Raw genomic sequence first — 21,423 nt, forward strand, 5'->3', positions numbered from 1 at the left:
ACGCAGTCCCACTTTTAAAATTTTTAGTAGTTTTCTAATTTCCACATGTAGCGCCGTTTAGTTAGCGGATGTTGCCGTGCAGCCGCAAGTTTTTCTGCGTAAACCCGCATAACTCCTGTAAGTAACATTGGATTAAAGTAATCAATTACATTCTTAGAAGCAATTGATGCTAGTCCATGGTCTTTAGCGTCAATAATTGTTAATTTAGTGTCAAAGCGTTGTAGGAATGCCATTGCCCGTGCGTCTAGGTGGCGCGTCTTACCGTCATTCATAAATAGTAAGTATGGTGTGTCTTTCAAAGCCATTTCAAATGGGCCGTGGAAAAGTTCGCCTGAATGAATGGTTGGAGCACTAATCCATTGCATTTCCATAAATAAGAATGAAGCAGTAGAGTAGGCTACATCCGCACTTGCACCACTACCAATCACGTAGATATTCTTCTCATCTTTATAGCGTGTAGCAAATTCTTCTGCAGCTGGATCGACCATCGCAGCTTCTTGGTTAATTAAATCGAATAATCCATCAAATGCTTTTTGTGCGTCTTCATAAAATTCATAACCTTCAAACTGATTTACAATTTCTATTGCTAACTTAAGTGCTAAGGTCATTTTTTCTGTCTTATGTGCGTAGTCTTCTTCAAAACCATGTACTAAACCATATTCAGCTGCATTAATGATTGGTGAATTTGGCATGTGCGATAGTGTAATAACGTGAGCACCTAATTCACGGGCATGTTTGGTAGCTTCAATCGATTCTGGAGTAGTTCCTCCAAGTGAGGCTGTAATGACAATTGTGTTTTCACCAACATCCTGTGGAGTGTCATAATTGAATTCATTTGCTTGCATAAAAGCCGATAAGAAGCGCTTACTTTCGTGCGAAATAAAGTAGTATCCTGGATATAGGTCCGCCATCGACGCCCCACAGCCGGTAAAGATCACTCGGTTAATTTTGCTATTTTTCTTCTTGATATCCGCAATAATTGATTTAGGTGACATGTTCATAATAAAAATTCCTCCTAATATAATTAAAATATTTTATTAACTGATTACTATGTTTAAGCTAAAATCCCTAAAACGCTGAATAATAAACCACTTAAAATACAAATTGTAAGGATCCATCCCGTTTTAACTTTTTTATGCAACAACCAATACATAAAGAAAGTAACCAATAACGGAATCATCTGAGGGAAGATGGTGTCCAACGTCTTTTGGAGATTAAACGTCTTACCCATGTGAATTGGCGTGGTAATTCCAATCATACTTGCAATCATTGATCCGATTACCATTAGTCCAACGATTGTTACCAAATACATTGCTCGGTCCATAATCCCTTGACTAGTAAGTTTCTTCAAAAAGCTATTTCCAGCTGTGTAGCCTAACTTTCCACCGTAGTATGTAACTAACGCTGCCGGAACAAATGAAATTAAGATTGCTAAAATTGGTCCCAGGATACTGCCTTGTCTAGCAAAGTTAACTCCTAAACCAAACGCTAAAACTTTAATAGTTCCTTGGAAAAATGAATCACCAACTCCAGATAGTGGTCCCATCAACGATGCTTTAACCGCGTTGATCGAATCCGGGTTGAACGAAGTGGGTTCACGAGCATACTCTTCTTCCATCGAAGAAGCCAGCCCTAGAACAAATGCACTAGTTTGAGGAGTGCAATTGTAAAAAGCTAAGTGCCGCTTGTAAGCCTCTTTCTTACGTTGCAAGTCTTCTTCATTTTTAGAGCTATATAAACTATCAATAGTCGGTGCAATTCCGTACAGAAAGCCCAAATTCATTTGTCCTTCATAGTTCCAAGAGGCTTGGATTGCATAAGAACGCCAGAAGAAGGACCAATACTTTTTTCTTAACTTTTTTGAATCTATTTGTGTATTTTCAGCCATCATCTCACCTCCTAAAGCTCCTCTAAATCATCGTCTTCATCACTAGTTAGTCCCTGATCGACGCTATTTTTAGGCAATATTTCGTTTAAAATAATTACAAGTAAAGCCGCAAAGATTGCTACACCGGTAACTGACAAGCCTGCGTAAGCGGTGATAAAAAATCCTAATAACAAGTATGCAACTGTCTTTTTCGACAGCATCGTTTGCATTAGTAGTGCAAACCCATACGCAGGCAAGATCTTACTTGCTAAATTCAATCCATTAGTAAGCCAAGCAGGAATCGATTGAACAATTTCCTTAACTACATCAGCTCCAAAATAAATGGCAACAAATACGGGTACGAAATACATCAATGAATATAAAATGGGACCCCATAGAATGTGAAACCTTCTAGCTTTGGCAAACTCACCTTTTTCTATGTCGCTTTCCGCTTTGTGAACAAAAGTAGACATAAACATCCGTAAAAGAATTCCCACCATTTGGCCTAGGATTGCAACCGGAAGGGCAATAGTTAAAGCAGTTTGAGCATTTGTATCCGATAAGATTGCAAAAGCAGTTGCCATTACCGAGCCCAAAACTAGATCCGGCGGAGCTGCTGCCCCAATATTTACTATCCCCATGAATATTAATTCTAGAGATGCCCCAACAATTAACCCCTTTGTTAAATCGCCCAAAGCAACTCCTACTAGGGCCGCCATTACTAGTGGTTGCTCAAAGTTAGTCCGCCCCAGCATTCTGGAATCCATCGTCCCAAATACGGCAATGATTCCAAGTAAAATGGCATTTAAAAGCATATATCTAACCTCCTAAATTAGTTCATTTAAACTTTCTCTCTTAGAGGTTGGTACTTGTTGCATATACAAATCAAAACCTAGATTCTTTAATTCCTGACTACACTTAACTTCTTCTTCCGTTAGAAAAACTGCATTACTGAATCGCTTCGTGTCTGGCCGATTTTTAACACCTCCATAGTTAATTTCTTTAACCCCTTCCAAAAGTGGGACAATCTGTCCAGCTTGCAAAACATCTCCAAAAATAATCATGGTATTACTCTTCAAATTATTTATTTTGGCGATTCGTTCCTTAGCTTGATCAACACTAAACACACTCAATTTAATGTCTGCTGGCTTGGATAATTTCAATGACATTTTCTTGAAATCATCACCAGCCGCAACGTTATCAATTACCACAATTCGTTCAATTCCCTGCGACTTGGTCCAAGCAAAAATCACCTGTCCATGTAATAAACGATGATCAATTCTGATTACTTTAATCATTTTTATTCCTCCTTTGCAGATTCAACCATTTTATTTACGTTAATCAATCCTCGCTTTCCTTCTTGAACTAGTTCATCAAGCGCCTTCAAATCTATGTCTCCTGAATAGGTTGCTAATGATAGTACTAGAGGCAAATTCATCCCCGTTATCAAAAAAACATTTTTATAACGTAGCACTAATTCAGTCATTGCATTATTAACCGAACCGCCCATCACATCAGTCACGATAATGAATTGCTCATTTACTTCTCGCGTGATCTGTTGGCTAATATCCGAAGCAAAATCGACATTTTCCTCATCATAAGCAGAATATGCCTGAATACTTACCTGATTTCCCACAATCATATCTAACGTATCTTTCATCCCTTTTGCGAGGGCGCCATGACTTGCTAATATAATTTTCAAACCTTATCACCTACCATTTCCTTACACCCTTATAAAAGCAAAAGGCGTGCCAACTTCTGGCACGCCCTTCCTTTATTCAGTCAAGTCACTGATTTTTAGGCATCTGCTTGGATAATGTCGAAAATATAGCCGTATTCGGAGGCTGGGATTTCGACACTATAAATTTTTTCAATCACACTAAAAGACTCTTTTATCCATTTAAAAAGCCGTTGGTCTTCAGTGTCGGAAAGCTGTTCTAAATCATAGCTGGTAATCGGTTCGTTTCGGATTAATCGCTCAATTAGGCAGCTCACATGCACGTATAACGACATTTTTGTGATGTTGCCTAACTGGTGCCCGCTTAACTGGTTAAATTTATTAATGGCGCGGTCAATATTATCCATCACCAAATGCGCATCCAGAATGGTAATGGAATTAATTACCCGCTCTAATGAAAAACTGTGAATCAGTTGTTCTTTAAACTGTTGGAGCTGCTCCGTAGTCATGCATACTTGCAAAGCCTTATCCAACTTCTCCATCTCGCTTCCGGAAATAATGCTTTCCAAGGAAATGTATGGGGCGTCGGGAAGTCCGGGGTCGATCGTCCCCACTACCGCCACCACGTTGTACAACTTATTGAAAATGGCGATTTGTTCTTCAGCCTTTAACCGGTCAACCTCGTAGGCCTGAATTTGACAGTCCACTTCTGCCGGCATGCTATCTAACAACAGTTTTTTGACACTATTAGCCGTGCCAATCCCGGTAAAGCAGCAGGTTACGATTAGATTGCGCTTAATTTCTTTTGGATAGATAATTTGCGTTTTAGGCACCATCGCCTGCCGAACGTTTCGCATGATTTGCTCAATATCTTTATGATGCCGAATATCATCGGCCACTAGCAACGCTGACTGAGTTGAGACATTGTTAACAATGGCAATCGGAAAATCAATCTCACTGCTAATGAACTTTTGAATGCCCTCCAAGGAGCCCATATCAACCATTAAAATTAGTCCCCGGTTAATTTGGCGATTTTTCACGTAACTGCTGACCTTTTCGCCAATCTCCGCCACGTCAATATCCAACGGCATATCGATCGCGTCCATTACGTGTTCGTTAAATAAATTATTGATCACGCTGGCAATGCTGCTGGCGGTCGAATAACCGTGGGAGAGGATAATACAACGAATGTTTTGGCTATTGGTTTCCTTCTTCACGCTCCGTAGGTACAGATGGATAAATAGCTCATCCACGTCGTCAAGATGCAAGTTCATGGTCTTTGCGGTAATTAAACGCAGATCCCCAACAATTTGATCGATTTCCGCATCCTCACCATGAAAAGTGGCGTTAATTTGCTGAATGCACTGTTCGTCGCGTTGTACCAAATGCCAGTTAGCACGGTTACGGTTGTAAAAGTAGTACGCTAAAACTAACGCGACGTTGCCCATAAACTGGGTGTCACTATTGTTTTCGACGTTAGCAATTCGATCGGCAAACATCTTTTTCAAAAAGCCCACCGACATGTCGCTTTTTTCCGTATCCTTCTTAAAAATTAAGTAGTCACACAGTTGGTTAATTTCGTCGATGGCATTGTCAATGAAGGCGTTCCGTTTGGCCGTTTGCTGGAATTGCTGAATAATTTTTAACATAACCCGTTTAATTTCATCGGTATACGCCTGGGATTCGGAGATTAAATCATCAATTTTCATGGTTGGCAGCACGCTGATGAACTGGTCGCTAAACGATAGCAAACTCGCGTCTTGAATATTATGGTCAATTACCGTTTTGGGAACGTCTGCTAATAAGATTTCAATATTCGAACTTTGCGCCGCCCGTTGTAAACTATTGGCCACCGAAATTAAGATGGTGTTCTTTAATTGACCTACGTTACCAAGGTAACTGCTGGAACTTAAAATATTCAGCACCGAGGTATTTACTAACACTTTGCGTTGAATTTTCTGGGATTGGCGGAGGTAAAATAACTTAACCAAGTTTTCGCGCTCCTGACGTGGTCGGTCGTTTAGTTCTGGGATTTCAATTTGAATGGGGATTCGGCGAATAAAGGTGTCTAAGAAATGGCTTTGAATATCTTCGGTAGTCGCAAAAACTAGCCGAACTTGTACATGATGCCCCTCTTTAGTTGCACCCAACGGCGTGATTATCCCGTTGTCCAAGTAATTAAACAATTTTTCCTGTCCCTTAGCATCAAGCCGGTGAATTTCATCAAGAAATAACATTCCGCCATCTGCTTCATCAAATAGTCCCGTACTATCTTGGTTCGCGCCCGTAAAGGCCCCCTTTTTATAACCAAATAAATTACTTGCTAAAAGTTCCGGATTGTCAGCATATTCCGCACAGTTTAGGTGTACAAAGCGGGATTCTGGTGCTAAATACCCCTTATCCACGCAATATTGGTAATAAACTTGCGCTAAATAAGTTTTTCCTGCTCCCGTAGGCCCGGTAATTAACACGGGTAACCCGGTGCCTGGGTAGCCAGCGGCCGCTTTCAGTCTTTCAATTGGGGTGTATAGCGAACCGTGTCCGCCAATTACTTCGTCAAAGGCTGTCCGTTTAGGCTGAGATACAATGTTTTCCAACGCCGCTTGACTTTCAAACTCTGTATTTTCTAAAACGATGCCGTATCGTTGTTCTAAAGTTGCCCTATCCCAAAATTTAACCGGACGTGAATTAAGTTTGATTGCAACCTTCTCTTTATAAAGATCATTTAAGTACGCACTAATTGTGTTCCGCCGCACTCCCAACCGTTGGCTAAAGTCCTCCGCGGTGGCGCCGTGTTCTTGCCAATCTTCTCTTTCCGTTACCGATTGCAGCATTGCTGCTACTTGATCCTTCACCATAAAAAACTCTCCTAACCACTATGAAAACGTTATCAATTTACGGATAGTGTATCCCAGGGGAGAAAAGTGCGCAAGGTGGGGTTGGTAACCCTAGATTTTTATAGCTAGCAAAAAAATATGGGGACCAATCGACAAAATTCGATTAGTCCCCATATTTTTTAATGACTTGGACTTGCGCCCCCTGTTGCCTTGTCGAAACGCGTTCCAGCCACCAATTTTTTCCGGTTAACCAAATTTTAAGTCTAACCGCTCAAACCGCGATTAAACCTAAAATCCAGTTAATCCTCGAAAATTACCCGGTGGCTTCCACGCTCTTTTTAATACATCCGCCCATATTCATACGTCAATTCTGGTTCGCGGCCCGTTCTTGCGAACTTATTTAGCTTGTCGACTTGCTTCATTTCTTCATCCGACAGTTCAAAGTCATAGATGTCGGCATTTTGAGCAATTCGTTCTTCATGCACCGACTTCGGGATGAACGCCACCCCGTTTTGCAAGTGCCACCGCAAAACCACTTGAGCAGACGATTTTTGGTACTTATCCGCAATCTCCTTAAGCACTTTTTGGTCAAGCACCGTTCCGCGTCCTAATGGGCTCCACGCCTGGGTAACGATGTCGTGTTGCTTATTAAATTCAATCACTGGTTTAAGGGTTAAGAAGGGATGCATTTCCACCTGATCAACCACCGGCATTTCGTGCGCCTTAGTTGCCAAATATTCCAAATGAATAGTTTGGTAGTTGCTGACCCCGATTGACTTGGTCAAGCCCGCCTTCTTCAGATCCTCAAACGCGCGCCACGTTTCAAAAAAGTGTTGACGAACTGGCCAATGGATCAATAACAGGTCGACGTAGTCCATTTGCAACTTCTGCAGGGATTCTTTTACCGAGGCAATCGCTTCATCATAGCCTTGCCGTGCCTCCGTCACTTTGGTAGTCACGAAAATATCTTCCCGAGGAATCGCAAACTTTTTAAACGCATTTCCCACTTCTTGTTCATTTTCGTAGAGTTGTGCCGTATCAAACAACCGGTAGCCATTTTCGTAGGCTGCTTTCACCGCCGTGTCAACCGCTGCTTGTCCACGAACTTTATATAATCCAAAGCCTTCTTGTGGCATCTGATTGCCATCTGCCAACGTAATCAAATTATTTTGAATATCCATTTGAATGAGCTCCTTTCAATGAACCTTCTTGTTACGTTAAGCATAGCACTTGCTGGATGAAATGCGAGTAATTATGGTCATTCTTTTTCAGATTCAAAACAATGCTGTTGGGTGTTATAAGTAACTTCATCTACATCCTTTCGCAATACATTGCCATTATCTAGGTCAATATAACGCGTAGGGTATGGTGCGTGACTTCTAATTACAATCTTCAAACCTTTTTTGGCGATAATTTGTCCATTAATGACCTCCATATCACCATTTTTATTCTGAAATACGTAAGTTTCTTGTCCTAAACCATTTAAATATGCTACAAGTTCTTCACCCATATCCCAGTCGTCTTCCCCAGTATAGCCATTAGGGAATAGCTTAGAAAAAATACCACCATTTGTATAAAACACTGATTGACCAAACCGATCTCGGGATAGATCAGGTCGGTTAAGATTTGGTCCAGCGATACTGTACGTAGACGCTGCTTCACCAGTTTTGAGTTTTCTTTTAGTAGTTGTCGCATTGGCATCATACATATAGAGCACTGCCGCCGTTGCCCGATTTCCAGCTTTAATCAATGCCGGATCATTAAGCTCTCTACCAGTAATTACTGCTGAGGCAGCTGTCACACCACCCCACAAAGAGTGAATCATATATGATAAAGCTTCCCACCACCGGTCTGGACTTTGAGCGCGAAAATCATTGCTATAGCCAATATTAGCTTTCAATAGTTCACCGTAAATTTGCGAAGCGTGTGAATAACCAGCTAATGCCAAGGCACCGGCAGCTGGACCGAAGCCCGCATTATCATAAAAGTGTTCGGTTACTGCCGCAGACAATTGGTTGCTAGTTTTTGCAATTCTTTCCGTGGCATTTTGCCAAGCTATTTCTATTTCACGTTCTTCTTTATCCAACCCTTTTGCTTTTAACGCTTTAAGTAGGTCCTCAACGTATAAGAAATACTGTCCTAACATTTGCGCTTCCGCCTTACCACGTGGATCCTCATGAAGGTTAGGATTAACTCGCACGTTTAAGACTTCCGCTGCCCACTTTAAATAGTCTTTAGCCGTGTGAAGTCGTAAAAACTGGTCACTACATTGAGATAGTAAGAAGTACAAGTGTGCAATGTATTCTAAATCCATTACTCGGTAAAAATCGCCATATAATTTCCGAGGTCTTCTAAAGTCACCATTTTCAAACCATTTTTCACGCACATACTTAACTGCACTTTCTTCAACTAACTGTATTTTCTGGGCACGATTTTTAACCGTTGGATCCAGCAAACACTCTTGAATTACGAAATTCATTTTACCTATAGATTCACCTTGATTAGAAATTGGTGCAAAACCATATGCTGGCGTACCTTCAGGACCTAAATAAGCGTGTTCAATAATATAGTCAGCTCGCTGTCGCAGTAACTGCTTGATAGAATTCATTTTATTAAAAACTATCATGTCAGTTTTTCCGTTATCAAATTCAATTATTATTTGGTGCTCGCCCACTCCACTGACCGCATATTCTAAATATCTTCCTTCTAATTTTGCGGTTAAATCTTGGTACTCTAAGTTCTTTTTAGTTTGATAACAATCCGTGATTTTACTAACGTGTTGCGTCGAATTTTCATCAAGAACCAATTTCTGCATTGCGTTGGTTACAAGCGGCGCAAATTGGATATATGGATGTTCGTATCGTTGAGCCACCTCATAAAAATTATCCTGGTTAGTAAAGGAAGCTAACCTAAATTCCCAATTTTTTTCTTGACGTCCGCTTAAATCTAATGACTTTCGGGAGTAAATCCAATCATCAGTAGGCGCTTGCTTCGCATTAGGATAACCTCCGGCCAGCACTAGTTGATGGAATAGCATTCCATCTAGTGAAGGTGATACATTATCGAAAAAGCGGTTACAGTATTCGTTATAAGTTCCGACAGATTGCATACTTCCGGTCGTCTGGTATAGTCCTAAATTAGGAAATGTATTGTCCCGGCGAACAACGGCTAATTTAGTATAATTTGGTGAAATTGAAGGAAAAACTGCTGCCGATTGATTTGCATTTCGTTGAACCTTTAAATCACGAAACATTATGTATGCAAAACTTGCCCATACGCCAAAATTTTCAATTTTAATTGGTCGATTAGTCATGTTTTCTAAAGCTATGTTCCATTGCAAATCATGAGCATGTAACTTATAAGTATTACTAACTCGTACATCACCAATTTTAAAAGTCACCTGACAAGCATCCGCTCCTTGTTTAATTTCTGGAAGATAATCAATACTGTTATAATTCTTTTCATTAAATCTTAGGGTGAATTCCCCAAACAATTTATCTTCATCATGATAACCTGTTTCAGCCAAGTATGCAGGATCAATAACCCAGTTCATAGCAGAAGAATCACTTTTTAGTTGTAATTTAGTTACTGCTCCACGATGACTTTGTTGCACCAAGAATTCTTTATTATCCATTTTGCTACCTTCTTACCGGCTAAATGCCTTATATTATCTTAATTATCATGATAACCGCTTTCATTTTAGGATAAATGCAATTTTGTAACTTATTTTTATAAAAACTAACCCTTTCAAACCTGTTTTTCGCTCCGATATTTTTGCGGTGCCATTCCAGTATACTTTTTAAATGATGTGGAGAAGTAATAAACATTTTGAAAACCCAAACTTTCAGCAATTTCAGAAATAGTCATTTCTGTATTTAATAACCGTTTTTCAGCTTCTTCCATCCGATACTGCACTAAAAATTCTGCCGGCGTCAGTCCAACAGTTTGTTTCAAAGCTCGCGAAATATAATTAGGATGGAAATGAAATTGTGCGCTTAAACTCTCATTAGTAATTTTTTGTGCATAATTATCCCGTAAGTACCGTTGAACCTGATCTGCAAGCTCGTTAAGCTTACTTTCTTCTTTGGAGTGCACTTGAATAAATTGTAAAACGTCAATAAAAAGCTGTTGAGCTCGCCAAAAACCAAAACTTTGTGATTTGGTACTCTCATCAAACAATTTTTTTACCGTATCTAAAACTTTATCAAACTCAGGAATCCGGGAATGTTTACCCAGATGAAGCGTTAATATTGGCGTATTATAATGCAAAGTTGGTACCTCAATTGTTGGCCTCATAGACGTAGGCGAATTAGCTTGCGTCCAGTGCCCCGAAACATAAAAATGTACCCAATAATAATGGGTTTCCTCGTCAATTGCTTTCCACGAGTAATGATGATGCTTAGGTAGAAGAATCATCATTTCTCCAGCCGAGACTGTGTAATCTTTTCCATTTTCAGCAATGTATAAAGTTCCCTTGGTCATAAATATCAAAACAAAGTATTGTAAATCAGTTCGGTTGGGGTGTCGATCACCAGGATAAAAAGTTGCTTCGTTGCCCTCAATAAAAGTTGGCAACGGTAAACAAGAAATTGAAATATATTGCTTCATTGGCGCGCCTCCTTTATTTTCTACCACCATCTTCAGAATAACTTATTCACCAAGTTTAGATGTTATGAAGTGTGATATTTTATAAATTTTCTGTCATCTATTAGATTTTCAAATTGGAATAATTGAACTAAATTTGGTTTTGAAAGCGCATTACTAAACTAATCTTAATTAAGAGTACTAAATCGTAATTCGCTCCTAAATGAAATCGCTTTCGATTATTGAAATGGAGGTTCTATCGTGACTAATAAAGTTGCTGAAGCTATGAAAAACAATGCCAAGGTTCCTTTCCATCGGATGCTTGCCTATGCTAGTACCGATGCAGCAGGTAACATACTGTATACAACGGTTACTACATTTATCCTGTATTATTATACTGACATTTTTGGTCTATCAGTAGCCGCTGCAGGCACCATTTTACTTGCTGCACGGATTCTTGACGCTTTTGACGCTCCCGTTTGGGGATTTATCATTGATCACACTCATACTAAATGGGGCAAAAGTCGACCCTACTTTTTGTGGATGGCCTTTCCCTTTGCCATCCTGTTCGTTCTAATGTTTTGGTCACCGCAATTAACTACAAACGCTAAATTTTGGTGGGCAATGATTACATACCTATTGTTTGGAATCTCATATACAGGGATGTCCACTCCGATCACATCGATTTTACCTAATCTCTCTAATGATTCTGACGAACGAATTAAATTAAACAGTACTCGAATGATTGGAGGAAACATCGGTTACTTTATCACCGCAACTTTTACTCTAGGAATCGCCGCATTTTTAGGTAAAGGTAACGACCTACTAGGTTGGCGATACACAGCCATTGTTTTTGGAATTTTAGGATTTATCTTACTGTTATTTGCGTTCTTTGACACCCGAGAAATCAATCAATCGACGCAAAAATCACTCCCTATTTTACAATCAATTAAGGCCGCTAAGAATAACTGGCCATGGGTGATTTTAGTCGTTGTATTTATCTTTTACTGGTTAGGTAATGCCTCAAGAACTTCCGTTGTGGTTTACTACACACAATACAATCTTGGTATAAAAGGATTTGCCTCTATTCTCAACGGGTTGGTAATGTTCCAGATGGTCGGAATGCTATTGATCCCACTATTGGTCAAAAAATTTAAAAAATCACACGTTTTAATTTTAGGCATGTTAATTGCTGCAATAGGACAGCTTTTAATCCCTCTTGCAGGTCATTCTTTAATTTTGTTATCAGTAGTATGGAGTATTGCTTCAATCGGTACTGGGATTTCCGTTTCTATGCCATTTGCTATGCTTTCAGACACGGTTGACTACGGCGAGTGGAAAAACGGTATTCGTGCAAGCGGATTTTTAACTGCTATTGGCAGCTCATTCGCGATTAAAATTGGCTCAGGTCTTGGGGGATGGGCGCCTTCAATGATTCTGAATCATGTTGGATATCACGCTGGAAGTGCTCAAAGCAGCGCAACTTTATCTGCAATCAGATTCTGTATTAGTTATTTACCTGCCATTTTCTTTATTATCGGTGCATTAATCATGGTACTTTACATTCGCTACGAAGCTAAAGAAACTCGTATTAAAGCTGAATTACAAGAACGCCGTGCGACCATTCTAAATAACAATTAGCCCCAAAACGTGGGACAAAAGTCAGTTGGTTCCGCTTAACCAAAAATTGACCATTATGCCAAACTCAGGCATAATGGTCAATTTTCAGTTAATGCTCGCAAACTACCCCACTTTTGTCCCACTCTCTTTATTTTTTCATAAAGTTAAAATCTTGACCGCCATAATCTTCAATATATTGGTACAAAATCAATTCCATCAACGCAATTGTAGAAACTCGTGAACTGATTTCAACGTCGTTAACTTCGATTACGTCTGCAAAAATATATAAATTAATATCGCTCAAATTCTGGATCGTGTTGTTATCCGGCTCAGTGATTGAAATTAAAAAAGGTGTTTGCGCCGTTCCTTTTAACTGTTTAATCATTTCTAAAAACTCGCGATTACGGCCATTATACGTAAGCATGAAAACTAAATCATCCGATTTAACTTGTTTAATGGCCATTCGCCGAAAATCGCGATCCCGGGGATACTTCACCGTAAACCCCGCCATCGTATAAACGTAATATACGTAATCTGCCGCATACTTACTAATTCCTTTAGCAAACAGGTAAATGGTGGGATGATTAGCCAGTTGTTTAGTAATCTCGTGTAATTTCTTAGGTGGGATCACCCGGACTGATTCAGTAATATTTTTTAGGTATTCTTCTCGATAATCAACCTGGCTAACTTCGAACGGCATCTCTTTTTCTTGCTCGTTTTTTTCGTTAAGGACGGTATATTTAATTACCGTGGTGAATTCGCTAAACCCCACAAACCCAATTTTCTTGACGAAACGTAAGAATGTTGCCGTTGATACGTAAGTTTCACTAGCAACTTCGCGAATACTTTGGTTTTTAATTTTATCCATGTTGGAAACTACGTAGTCAAATAGTGCTTGTTCATTTTTGGTTAACGTACTGAGATGTGACTCTACAATGTCAAAAAAATTCATAAGCCACCCTCCATTAATGTCCCGGCATGTTAAGCACGACTGTATGTAATCCACCCCCACCCGTTAATATTTCGGTAGCGGGAAAACCAATTATTTCCCGGTCGGGATAATAATTAGCTAACTCTTGGCGGGCTTTTTGATCGTTAGGATCGTTAAATTCCGGAAAAATAATCGCCTGGTCAAGCGTAATATAATTAACATAAGTAGCGGTTAACCGTTGCCCTTCCGTGCGGGGTAACATTCCGTTAATTGGATCAACCCCTTCTGCTTCCAGTGCCGTCAATTTTACCGGACGCTGTGGCAAATCCATTTTATGAATTATTAAATTTCGTCCACGGGCATCTGTTGTCTGACTTAAAATGTCGTAAGCACGCTGACTAATCCGGTGCTGCGGATCGCCCGGATTATCGGTCCACGACAAAACAATTTCGCCTGGTCGAATAAAATTAACCATGTTATCCACGTCACCCCCAGCTTCATCTAAGAAAAATCCTTCCGGAAGCCAAATTACCTTTTGGGCACCCAAATAGTTTTGGAAAACCTCTTCGGCTTGAGCCTTAGTAATTCCCTTGTTGCGCCCTTCCGAAAGTACCACTTCTTCAGTAGTAATCAAGGTACCTTCCCCATCGGTCACTACCGAACATCCTTCTAAAATAAAGTCCGACTGGTAACGGTCCCAGCCAAATAAGTCAGCTAACTTTCCGGTTACCTCCTGGTCCTTATCCCAAGGAAAATAAAGACCATCGAGCAATCCGCCCCAGGCATTAAACCCAAAGTCCATACAACGCACCACTCCATCAGCATTAACCAATTCAATCGGTCCCGTATCTTTAATAAAAACGTCATTATTGCTCATTTCTAAAACCCGAATCTGGGTGGGTAACATCGCTCGCGCATTTTTATATTGATTTTCGTCTACAAACACCGTTACTGGCTGATACTTTGTTATTAATGTTGCTAACTGTACAAAAGATTTTTGTGCTGGTTTACCACCGTTACGCCAATTATCGGGGCGTTGCGGCCACATCATTAAACTTTGTCCCTTGGATTCGAATTCGGCTGGCATCCAAAAACCATCCTGTTGGGGAATTGTTGTTAACTTCATTGCCAATTAATCCCTTCTGACTTTTTTTCGTAATTCTCCTTCTTTATTCGAAAAATTGCTGAATTACGAATAGTTAATTTTACTCTCAAAACATGGAGCACACGCTAATTTCATTCAATTAGTTTTCCATATTTGAAAATAAAAATTGAGGTAGGATTATGCTTTTCTTCCCACCTCAATTATTTTCCTCATCTTAGCGTTGAGGAACCTGCTGAGTAATACAGTGGATATTTCCTCCACCAAGTAAAATTTCTCGTGCGGGAACACCTACCACTTTGCGATCAGGATATAATTCGCTCAACACTTTTTGAGCTTCCTTATCCATAGGGTCGTTAAATAGTGGGAAAATAATCCCGCCATTTGCGGTGTAGTAGTTGATATAACTAGCTGCTAGACGCTCGCCTTCCGTTCTTGGTAGCGTGCCATCAACCGCGTCCACCCCTTCACTTTCTGCTTTAGTGATCAGTACTGGTTTAGGAACTCTTAACTTAACCACCTTAAGTTTGCGACCTTGGGCATCCGTTGCATTTTCCAAAATCGCCAAGTTTTCTTTAGAAATCTCGTATTGGGGATCATTTTGATCATCCGTCCAAGCAAGGGCGACTACCCCAGGTTTAACAAAATTAGCAATGTTATCCACGTGTCCGTTTGTTTCGTCTTGGTAGATTCCCTTCTTCAACCAGATGATTTTTTCCAAGTTAAGGTGTTCTTTAAGCACTTCTTCGATTTGAGCCTTAGAGAGTTGCGGATTGCGTCCTTCCGATAATAGGCATTCTTCCGTAGTAATTAAAGTACCTTGTCCATCCACATGGATTGATCCACCTTCTAACACAAAATCATCCAGCCGGTACCGATCTGTTTGTTCCAATTCTGCCATTTTCTGAGCAACACGATCGTCCTTATCCCATGGGAAATAAAGTCCGTCTACCAAACCTCCCCAGGCATTAAACGTCCAATCTACAGCGCGTAATTCTCCGTGATCATTTTTCACGAAGGTCGCGCCACAGTCTCGAATCCAGGAATCGTTATTAGAAATTTCGATTACTTTCACCTGGTCAGGTAACATATTCCGGGCGTTTTCGTATTGATCATCATTCACGCCCACCGTCACTGGTTCAAATTCGGCGATTGCCTCGGCTACCTGCGCAAAAGTTTTTTGGGCGGGCTTACCGCCGTTTCGCCAATTATCGGGGCGTTGGGGCCATAACATGTAGGCACCCGCATGCTCTTCAAATTCTCCTGGCATTCTAAATCCATCTTTTTTAGGGGTACTATCTAAGGTCTTCATTTTTGCGTCTCCTTTATTTTTAAACGTTGGTTAACTTCTCGACGTTCAGCAATTCTAACAACTAATTCACCAACTACTAGGGTAACAATAACCCCAATTAAAATTGGCACCTTGGCAGATAATTCTGCAGCAGTAGTATTCAAGGGTACTGCAGTAAAGATTACCGTCAGTAAAAGTAAAAACTCGGGAATCCACGTCATGCACCACAGTAACCCCTTCCCACCGGGAACCTTAAACGGGCGGTCTCGTTGAGGATCAATTTTGCGGAGCTTTAAAAAGGCTGGAAACATCATTGTATACGAAAGCAGCAGGGCAATTACGTTTAAAGAGAAAAATGCCCAAAAAATGTCTTGATTAGGAATCAGGGGGGCAACCACGATTAAGATGGTAGCTACCACACCGTTTAAATACCCTGTTCCAACCGGCATGTGCTGCTTATTTTCAATCCCAAATACGTTTGGTAAAACATGATCTTTCGCTGCGTAATCCGCCACGTAATTAACTCCTAGTGCCCAAGATACCATTTCAGAAACTAAAATGTACAAGAATAAAACTCCGATAACAACGACAAACCAGTTCATTTTACCAATCAAGAGGATAAAACTGTCTAGTAGCCCGCTCGATGCTGACAACTCGTTGGTAGGAATTGCTGCACTCATGCCAAAGGCCGACATCAAGTAGAAAACTGCAATTAAAACTCCCCCATAAATAATTGCTTGTGGGATTTGCTTGCGGGGGTTGTCCATATCATCCGCCATGGTAGCAACCACTTCAAAACCTAGGAAATTAAAAATAATAATCGATAAATTACTTAGACTGTTAATGTTCATTTGGGGTAAAAATTCCCGCGGCGCAAAACTATTTGCCACTCCCCTAGTTACCGCTACGTAAATTCCTAATCCCGTTAACGAAAGAATGGTAAAAATTTTCGCGAATGCTGCTAAATTCATAATCCATTTACTTTCGGAGGCCGGTTGGTTACCAACGATTACCACGAACCACACGAAAATTAATTGAATACCAACCGCAAGCCACGTTCCTAGTTTTAAGTTAAAAATGGTTTCCGCCACCTGGGTGAAAAGCACTGCCAAGCTCGCCATCCAAATCGGATAGTTAATCCAATATAGCCACGCTAGCCGGCCGCCCCATCGAGAACCGAAGGCTTGTTTCACCCAGTCGTATAAACCGCCGTCTCCCGTATAAGTCGTTCCTAATTCGGAGGAAATTAAACCGTAAGGCAAGAAAAATAACCCTAAGAGAAAAATCCACCAAAAGAATTGTGAAGTGCCAATTGCAGCAGCCGGAGCGGCTGATTCAACTACCAAAATTACCACTACCGACATCAATACTGCATCAAATAGTTTGAATTTCTTTTTTCCCGTTTCCATAATATAATCTCCAATCTATCACGCACCATGCGCTTAAAACGGGGTTAGCCTTGCCGTCTTTCAGGAGCATTCCGTAGCATTAATTCTAATTCAGCATCATAATGCGCTGCCACTGCCGGCGAAGCATATTCTAAAGTGGGATTCAGTAAATAAACAAAAATCGCTCGCATCGCCGTTTTCCGATTTTCCGCTTCATCCCAAACAATCGAATAATCGGAATCCAAAACTTCATCAGTTACTTCTTCCCCTCGAGTAGCTGGTAGACAATGCATAAATTTAACGTGACTGCTTGCCTTTGCCATCAATTCGGCGTTCACCTGATACTTAGGGTAGAAAATTTTCATTCGTTCTTCCTTTGGCATTTCATCATCATACAAACCGTACCAAACGTCCGTGTAAACAAAATCTGCATCTTGTAAAGCTTCGTCAGCATTTTCAGTAATTGTGACACTCCCGCCATATTTTTTGGCGTTTTGTTTGCCCACTTTAACCACGTCGTCTTTCATTTGGAACCCCTTTGGTCCGTATTGTACAAAGTCCATCCCCATCTTAGTTGCCATAAACATTGTGGACACGCAGACTTGTGTGGCATCTCCCACAAACACAATCTTGCAATCACTCAATTGTTTGCCTTCTGGAAGGTGCTCTTGCATGGTAATAATGTCTCCCAATTCTTGAGTAGGGTGGTTATAATCACTCATAAAATTAACCACCGGAACTTTGGCGTATTTACCAACTTCCGCAACCGTCTTGTGCCGATCAACCCGAGCGCCAATAATATCCAAAATTCGGCCAAGTACTTGAGATGTATCTTCAATGGTTTCATGTCCACCAAGTTGAATTTGCCCAGGTGCTAAATATTGCGCATGTCCGCCTAATTCCGTCATTGCAGCTTCCGCAGACGTCCTGGTTCTAGTAGAACTTTGCTCAAAAATCATTCCTAACGTCTTGTTTTTCAACAATGGCGGGTAATATCCGTTTTTGATGGCTTCCTTTAATTTCAGCCCGAGGTGAATCATGAACCTAATTTCTTCCTGGGTGTAAGTATTTGTATCGATATAGTCGCGTTTTGCCATTTCCAAAACTTCCTTTCATGTAACTTAGCTTGTTTACATTTACATCATAGTGGGCGGCTTTTGTTTATTAAAGCGTTTTCAATGGTCTTGCAACTCGCATTCACGACTTGTAACGCGTGTCATTTTATGAAACATGTCCCACTTTTCAAAAATCCCTTTCTAATTGCTTTTCCCCCTACAACCAGCTAGGATAAAGTTAATAGCTAAGCCAAAGGACGGGATGATCATGGATAACGCAACTTTAAAATATGTTTTAGATCAGTTATACAAGGAATATTTAATTCCTTTATTCCTAGTTAATGATCAATACGAAATCGTGATTCCCAAAACTAACTGGAGTTCGCGGAACTTTAAAGAACAAGTCCTAGAAGAAACCCACCCTAACGAGATTCGTTATTTTAAGAAGGGCGCTTTCTTTTATAGTAATTTTGCTTTTGAACTTCCCGAATACGGGACTGGAACCGTAATGATTGGGCCGTGTGGTGCTTTAGAAGCTGGATCAGATTCAATCCATTTTCAGGGACATACTTATTTTGCTGGAATCCATTACAGTAAATCTTCTCGGGAAGGATTTGAGCAATTTACTAACTTAATTTTTGCAATCATCCGTGGAACTTTGGGCCAAAACCAAAAGCAGCACTGGTATTATGATCGAGTCTATAAATCCACCAATTATCACTTAGCCCAAAACCTTTCGAGTCGCCGCGATCAGAAAAACACCCTTGACTCCTACGAATTTGAACGGCGTTACATTGAAGCAATTCGGCGAAACGAGCCGGATAAGATAAAGTGGTTGTTCAAAAAGATGGCGGATACCTACAAAGTCAAACTATCGGACAGTGACTTGGAGGGTTTGAAATATAAATATGCGGGATTAATCACGATCTTAACCCGGGTCAGCATCGAAGACGGCGTCCCAGCCGAGCAAGCGTTCAGCCTTTCTGACGCCCTATTACAACGTTTGCAAAGCATTTATACTTACGCGGAATGTCTGGTTTCCGTCCAGGAAGCCTCCTACAAATTTATGGACATGATCCATTCCTACCAATACGCAACCAAAAACCAATTAGTGCAAAAAATACTAAATTATATCGATGAGCATATTTACGATCGGATTACCCTCGCTGATTTGGCTGATTTCACTAACCGGCATAAAACTTCAATCTCTACCCAGTTTAAAAAAGAAGTTGGCCAGCCGATTCACGTGTACATTAACCACAAGAAAATTCAGGAATCCAAGCATTTATTGCTATTTACCGAACTTTCATTAAAAGAAATCAGTGGCCTATTGCATTATTCTAGTCAAAGTCACTTTGTGCACACGTTTAAACAATTTATGGGGATCACCCCTGGCGAATTTCGCAATGAAAATTTAACTTATCATTTTGAATAATAAAAAGACCCAGAAAATTTCTGAGTCTTTGTCAAATAGTAGCCTAATTATCAATTTTTAATAAATCACCGGTCATCGGTCGGGTGGCTGAGTATGCTTGTTGGTAAATTCGGTAGATTCGGTCGTATTTCGCAACGTTATTAGCTTTAGGACGGTAAACTTTTCCATACTTCACAAACGTTTCCGAACATTCTGCCAAATCTTTAAACCAACCAACTCCAACAGCCGCAAGCATTGCTGCACCTAGCCCAGGACCCTGTTCGTTTTCAAGACTAACTACGTTCATATTAAAAACGTCCGCCTGAATTTGCATCCATAACGCACTCTTGGCGCCACCACCCGTAGCTACCGCAGTTACAAAATGCTTGCCTTCAGACCGGTAAATCGACAACAAGTCACGAAAAGAGAAGGTAATTCCTTCAATTACCGCTCGAGTAAAGTCGTGAAGTTGCTGGCGACTATCCATGCCAATAAAACTTCCCCGAATCTGAGCGTCTGCATACGGCGTCCGTTCTCCCACAATGTAGGGGGTAAATAGCAGCCCCTTAGCACCAATCGGCGATTTTTTAGCATCTTCCACTAGGTCGGTAAACTTTTGCTGACCTGCAAAAGTTTGTTTAAACCAACTTAAGCTGTAACCCGCCGCTAACGTCACTCCCATGGAATAATAACTGTCCGGAATTGCGTGATTAAAGAAATGCAATCGTCCGGCGTAATCCGTTTTACGATCTTTTTCGTAAGCCAAAACTACGCCTGAGGTACCAATACTGGATAAAATTTTATCTTCACTGATAATCCCCGCACCAATTGCACCAGCCGCATTGTCCGCTGCGCCAGCAATCACCTTAGTTTCAGCAGGCAAACCGGAAATTGCACTGTAAGCTACGGTTATATTTCCCACGACGGCAGTGGATTCTAATAATGGGGGACAGATTTCCAACGGTAACGCCAATTTATCCGCAATTTCTTTGCTCCAAGTTTTATGAATTTCGTCTAGCCACACCGTCCCGGCAGCATCGGAATATTCCATCCCGATTTTGCCGGTCATGCGGAACCGTACGTAATCTTTGGGCAGTAAGAAGACTTCAGTTTGCGCAAAAATTTCTGGTTCATTTTCCTTTACCCATAAAATTTTAGGCAAGGTAAAGCCTTCTAACGGACGGTTGCGGGTGATTTTTAAAAAATCTCCCCTTAATTTATCCGTAATTTCTTCGCATTGGGCAGTGGTTCGGGTGTCGTTCCATAAAATTGCTGGCCGTAACACCCGGTAGTTTTTGTCCATCAGTACCAATCCGTGCATTTGCCCCGAATAACTGATTCCTTCAACTTTAGACAAATCTAAATGTTCCACCGCTGCCAAATTTTGAATTGCTAGCGTAGTTTTTTGTACCCAATCTTCCGGGTTTTGTTCACTATACCCCGCTTGCGGATTGCTAATTGCGTATTCTTGACTACTTTGCGCCACAATCTGCCCAGCACGGTTTACGGCCGTTACCTTTACCGCGCTGGTTCCTAAATCAATTCCTAATACATATGCCATTTCCTTCACCCACCTATTATATTAAAAGAGGACCAAGAAAAATCTTTTTTCTTAGTCCCCCCAAACATTCAATGCTTTCAACGCACGCGCATCGC

Annotated in this window: 17 protein-coding genes; 2 read left to right on the forward strand and 15 right to left on the reverse strand. The window is 40.7% G+C overall.

Annotated elements, in window-relative coordinates; translation table 11 throughout:
* Positions 1–23 precede the first annotated feature (23 nt).
* From I6H64_RS08055 to I6H64_RS08095, 9 genes are all read right to left on the reverse strand, one after another.
* Complete coding sequence (locus I6H64_RS08055) at positions 24–995, reverse strand: SIS domain-containing protein (protein ID WP_008841677.1); 972 nt, start codon at positions 993–995, stop codon at positions 24–26.
* A gap of 59 nt (positions 996–1,054) precedes the next feature.
* A complete protein-coding gene (locus I6H64_RS08060) occupies positions 1,055–1,888 on the reverse strand; it encodes a PTS system mannose/fructose/sorbose family transporter subunit IID (protein ID WP_056985160.1) in 834 nt (277 codons plus the stop codon).
* A gap of 11 nt (positions 1,889–1,899) precedes the next feature.
* Positions 1,900–2,682, reverse strand: coding sequence for a PTS mannose/fructose/sorbose/N-acetylgalactosamine transporter subunit IIC (locus I6H64_RS08065; protein ID WP_002830594.1), 783 nt, complete (start codon positions 2,680–2,682; stop codon positions 1,900–1,902).
* Positions 2,683–2,694: 12 nt separating this feature from the next.
* Positions 2,695–3,165: a PTS sugar transporter subunit IIB gene (locus tag I6H64_RS08070; protein WP_002830908.1), complete on the reverse strand. Its 471-nt coding sequence runs from the start codon at positions 3,163–3,165 to the stop codon at positions 2,695–2,697.
* Between the two features lie 2 nt (positions 3,166–3,167).
* Complete coding sequence (locus tag I6H64_RS08075; RefSeq protein WP_008841679.1) at positions 3,168–3,569, reverse strand: PTS sugar transporter subunit IIA; 402 nt, start codon at positions 3,567–3,569, stop codon at positions 3,168–3,170.
* A 95-nt stretch (positions 3,570–3,664) separates the two neighbouring features.
* A complete protein-coding gene (locus tag I6H64_RS08080; protein WP_008841680.1) occupies positions 3,665–6,403 on the reverse strand; it encodes a sigma 54-interacting transcriptional regulator in 2,739 nt (912 codons plus the stop codon).
* Positions 6,404–6,720: 317 nt separating this feature from the next.
* Positions 6,721–7,563, reverse strand: a complete 843-nt coding sequence (locus tag I6H64_RS08085; protein ID WP_008841681.1) for an aldo/keto reductase — start codon at positions 7,561–7,563, stop codon at positions 6,721–6,723.
* Positions 7,564–7,640: 77 nt separating this feature from the next.
* Positions 7,641–10,016: a hypothetical protein gene (locus I6H64_RS08090; protein WP_008841682.1), complete on the reverse strand. Its 2,376-nt coding sequence runs from the start codon at positions 10,014–10,016 to the stop codon at positions 7,641–7,643.
* Positions 10,017–10,129: 113 nt separating this feature from the next.
* Entirely contained in the window at positions 10,130–10,990 is an 861-nt protein-coding gene (locus I6H64_RS08095) for an AraC family transcriptional regulator (RefSeq protein ID WP_036685430.1), read from the reverse strand.
* Positions 10,991–11,227: 237 nt separating this feature from the next.
* Between I6H64_RS08095 and I6H64_RS08100 the strand changes: the two genes are divergently transcribed.
* The gene (locus I6H64_RS08100) at positions 11,228–12,607 is read left to right on the forward strand and encodes an MFS transporter (protein ID WP_008841684.1); all 1,380 of its coding nucleotides are present in this window, start codon (positions 11,228–11,230) and stop codon (positions 12,605–12,607) included.
* Positions 12,608–12,734: 127 nt separating this feature from the next.
* Here I6H64_RS08100 and I6H64_RS08105 read toward each other — a convergent pair whose 3' ends face one another.
* The 5 genes from I6H64_RS08105 to ptcA all read right to left on the reverse strand — a co-directional run bounded on the left by I6H64_RS08105 (position 12,735) and on the right by ptcA (position 18,395).
* Positions 12,735–13,538 (reverse strand): MurR/RpiR family transcriptional regulator, encoded by an 804-nt coding sequence (locus tag I6H64_RS08105; RefSeq protein WP_008841685.1) that lies wholly within the window; start codon positions 13,536–13,538, stop codon positions 12,735–12,737.
* Positions 13,539–13,551: 13 nt separating this feature from the next.
* On the reverse strand, positions 13,552–14,643 hold the full coding sequence (aguA, locus tag I6H64_RS08110; RefSeq protein ID WP_008841686.1) for an agmatine deiminase: 1,092 nt from the start codon (positions 14,641–14,643) through the stop codon (positions 13,552–13,554).
* Between the two features lie 193 nt (positions 14,644–14,836).
* Positions 14,837–15,931, reverse strand: a complete 1,095-nt coding sequence (gene aguA / locus I6H64_RS08115; RefSeq protein WP_004166520.1) for an agmatine deiminase — start codon at positions 15,929–15,931, stop codon at positions 14,837–14,839.
* On the reverse strand, positions 15,928–17,319 hold the full coding sequence (locus I6H64_RS08120; protein WP_008841687.1) for an APC family permease: 1,392 nt from the start codon (positions 17,317–17,319) through the stop codon (positions 15,928–15,930). Before I6H64_RS08120 ends, aguA (I6H64_RS08115) begins: the two co-directional genes overlap by 4 nt.
* Before the next feature lie 44 nt (positions 17,320–17,363).
* Positions 17,364–18,395, reverse strand: coding sequence for a putrescine carbamoyltransferase (gene ptcA / locus I6H64_RS08125; protein WP_008841688.1), 1,032 nt, complete (start codon positions 18,393–18,395; stop codon positions 17,364–17,366).
* Between the two features lie 226 nt (positions 18,396–18,621).
* Between ptcA and I6H64_RS08130 the strand changes: the two genes are divergently transcribed.
* Positions 18,622–19,788, forward strand: a complete 1,167-nt coding sequence (locus I6H64_RS08130) for an AraC family transcriptional regulator (RefSeq protein ID WP_036685433.1) — start codon at positions 18,622–18,624, stop codon at positions 19,786–19,788.
* Between the two features lie 43 nt (positions 19,789–19,831).
* Here I6H64_RS08130 and xylB read toward each other — a convergent pair whose 3' ends face one another.
* On the reverse strand, positions 19,832–21,328 hold the full coding sequence (xylB, locus tag I6H64_RS08135; protein ID WP_036685435.1) for a xylulokinase: 1,497 nt from the start codon (positions 21,326–21,328) through the stop codon (positions 19,832–19,834).
* Between the last annotated feature and the right edge of the window lie 95 nt (positions 21,329–21,423).

Source organism: Pediococcus acidilactici (assembly GCF_016127815.1).
GTDB lineage: Bacteria > Bacillota > Bacilli > Lactobacillales > Lactobacillaceae > Pediococcus > Pediococcus acidilactici.

What these genes read in the sequence shown, in the direction of transcription:
- I6H64_RS08080 (WP_008841680.1), bottom strand. Translation starts at nt 6,403, where the DNA reads ATGGTGAAGGATCAAGTAGCAGCAATGCTGCAATCGGTAACGGAAAGA.
- aguA (WP_008841686.1), bottom strand. Translation starts at nt 14,643, where the DNA reads ATGAAGTTAACAACAATTCCCCAACAGGATGGTTTTTGGATGCCAGCC.
- I6H64_RS08120 (WP_008841687.1), bottom strand. Translation starts at nt 17,319, where the DNA reads ATGGAAACGGGAAAAAAGAAATTCAAACTATTTGATGCAGTATTGATG.
- I6H64_RS08065 (WP_002830594.1), bottom strand. Translation starts at nt 2,682, where the DNA reads ATGCTTTTAAATGCCATTTTACTTGGAATCATTGCCGTATTTGGGACG.
- I6H64_RS08085 (WP_008841681.1), bottom strand. Translation starts at nt 7,563, where the DNA reads ATGGATATTCAAAATAATTTGATTACGTTGGCAGATGGCAATCAGATG.
- I6H64_RS08070 (WP_002830908.1), bottom strand. Translation starts at nt 3,165, where the DNA reads ATGATTAAAGTAATCAGAATTGATCATCGTTTATTACATGGACAGGTG.
- I6H64_RS08055 (WP_008841677.1), bottom strand. Translation starts at nt 995, where the DNA reads ATGTCACCTAAATCAATTATTGCGGATATCAAGAAGAAAAATAGCAAA.
- xylB (WP_036685435.1), bottom strand. Translation starts at nt 21,328, where the DNA reads ATGGCATATGTATTAGGAATTGATTTAGGAACCAGCGCGGTAAAGGTA.
- aguA (WP_004166520.1), bottom strand. Translation starts at nt 15,931, where the DNA reads ATGAAGACCTTAGATAGTACCCCTAAAAAAGATGGATTTAGAATGCCA.
- I6H64_RS08130 (WP_036685433.1), top strand. Translation starts at nt 18,622, where the DNA reads ATGGATAACGCAACTTTAAAATATGTTTTAGATCAGTTATACAAGGAA.
- ptcA (WP_008841688.1), bottom strand. Translation starts at nt 18,395, where the DNA reads ATGGCAAAACGCGACTATATCGATACAAATACTTACACCCAGGAAGAA.
- I6H64_RS08095 (WP_036685430.1), bottom strand. Translation starts at nt 10,990, where the DNA reads ATGAAGCAATATATTTCAATTTCTTGTTTACCGTTGCCAACTTTTATT.
- I6H64_RS08105 (WP_008841685.1), bottom strand. Translation starts at nt 13,538, where the DNA reads ATGAATTTTTTTGACATTGTAGAGTCACATCTCAGTACGTTAACCAAA.
- I6H64_RS08060 (WP_056985160.1), bottom strand. Translation starts at nt 1,888, where the DNA reads ATGGCTGAAAATACACAAATAGATTCAAAAAAGTTAAGAAAAAAGTAT.
- I6H64_RS08090 (WP_008841682.1), bottom strand. Translation starts at nt 10,016, where the DNA reads ATGGATAATAAAGAATTCTTGGTGCAACAAAGTCATCGTGGAGCAGTA.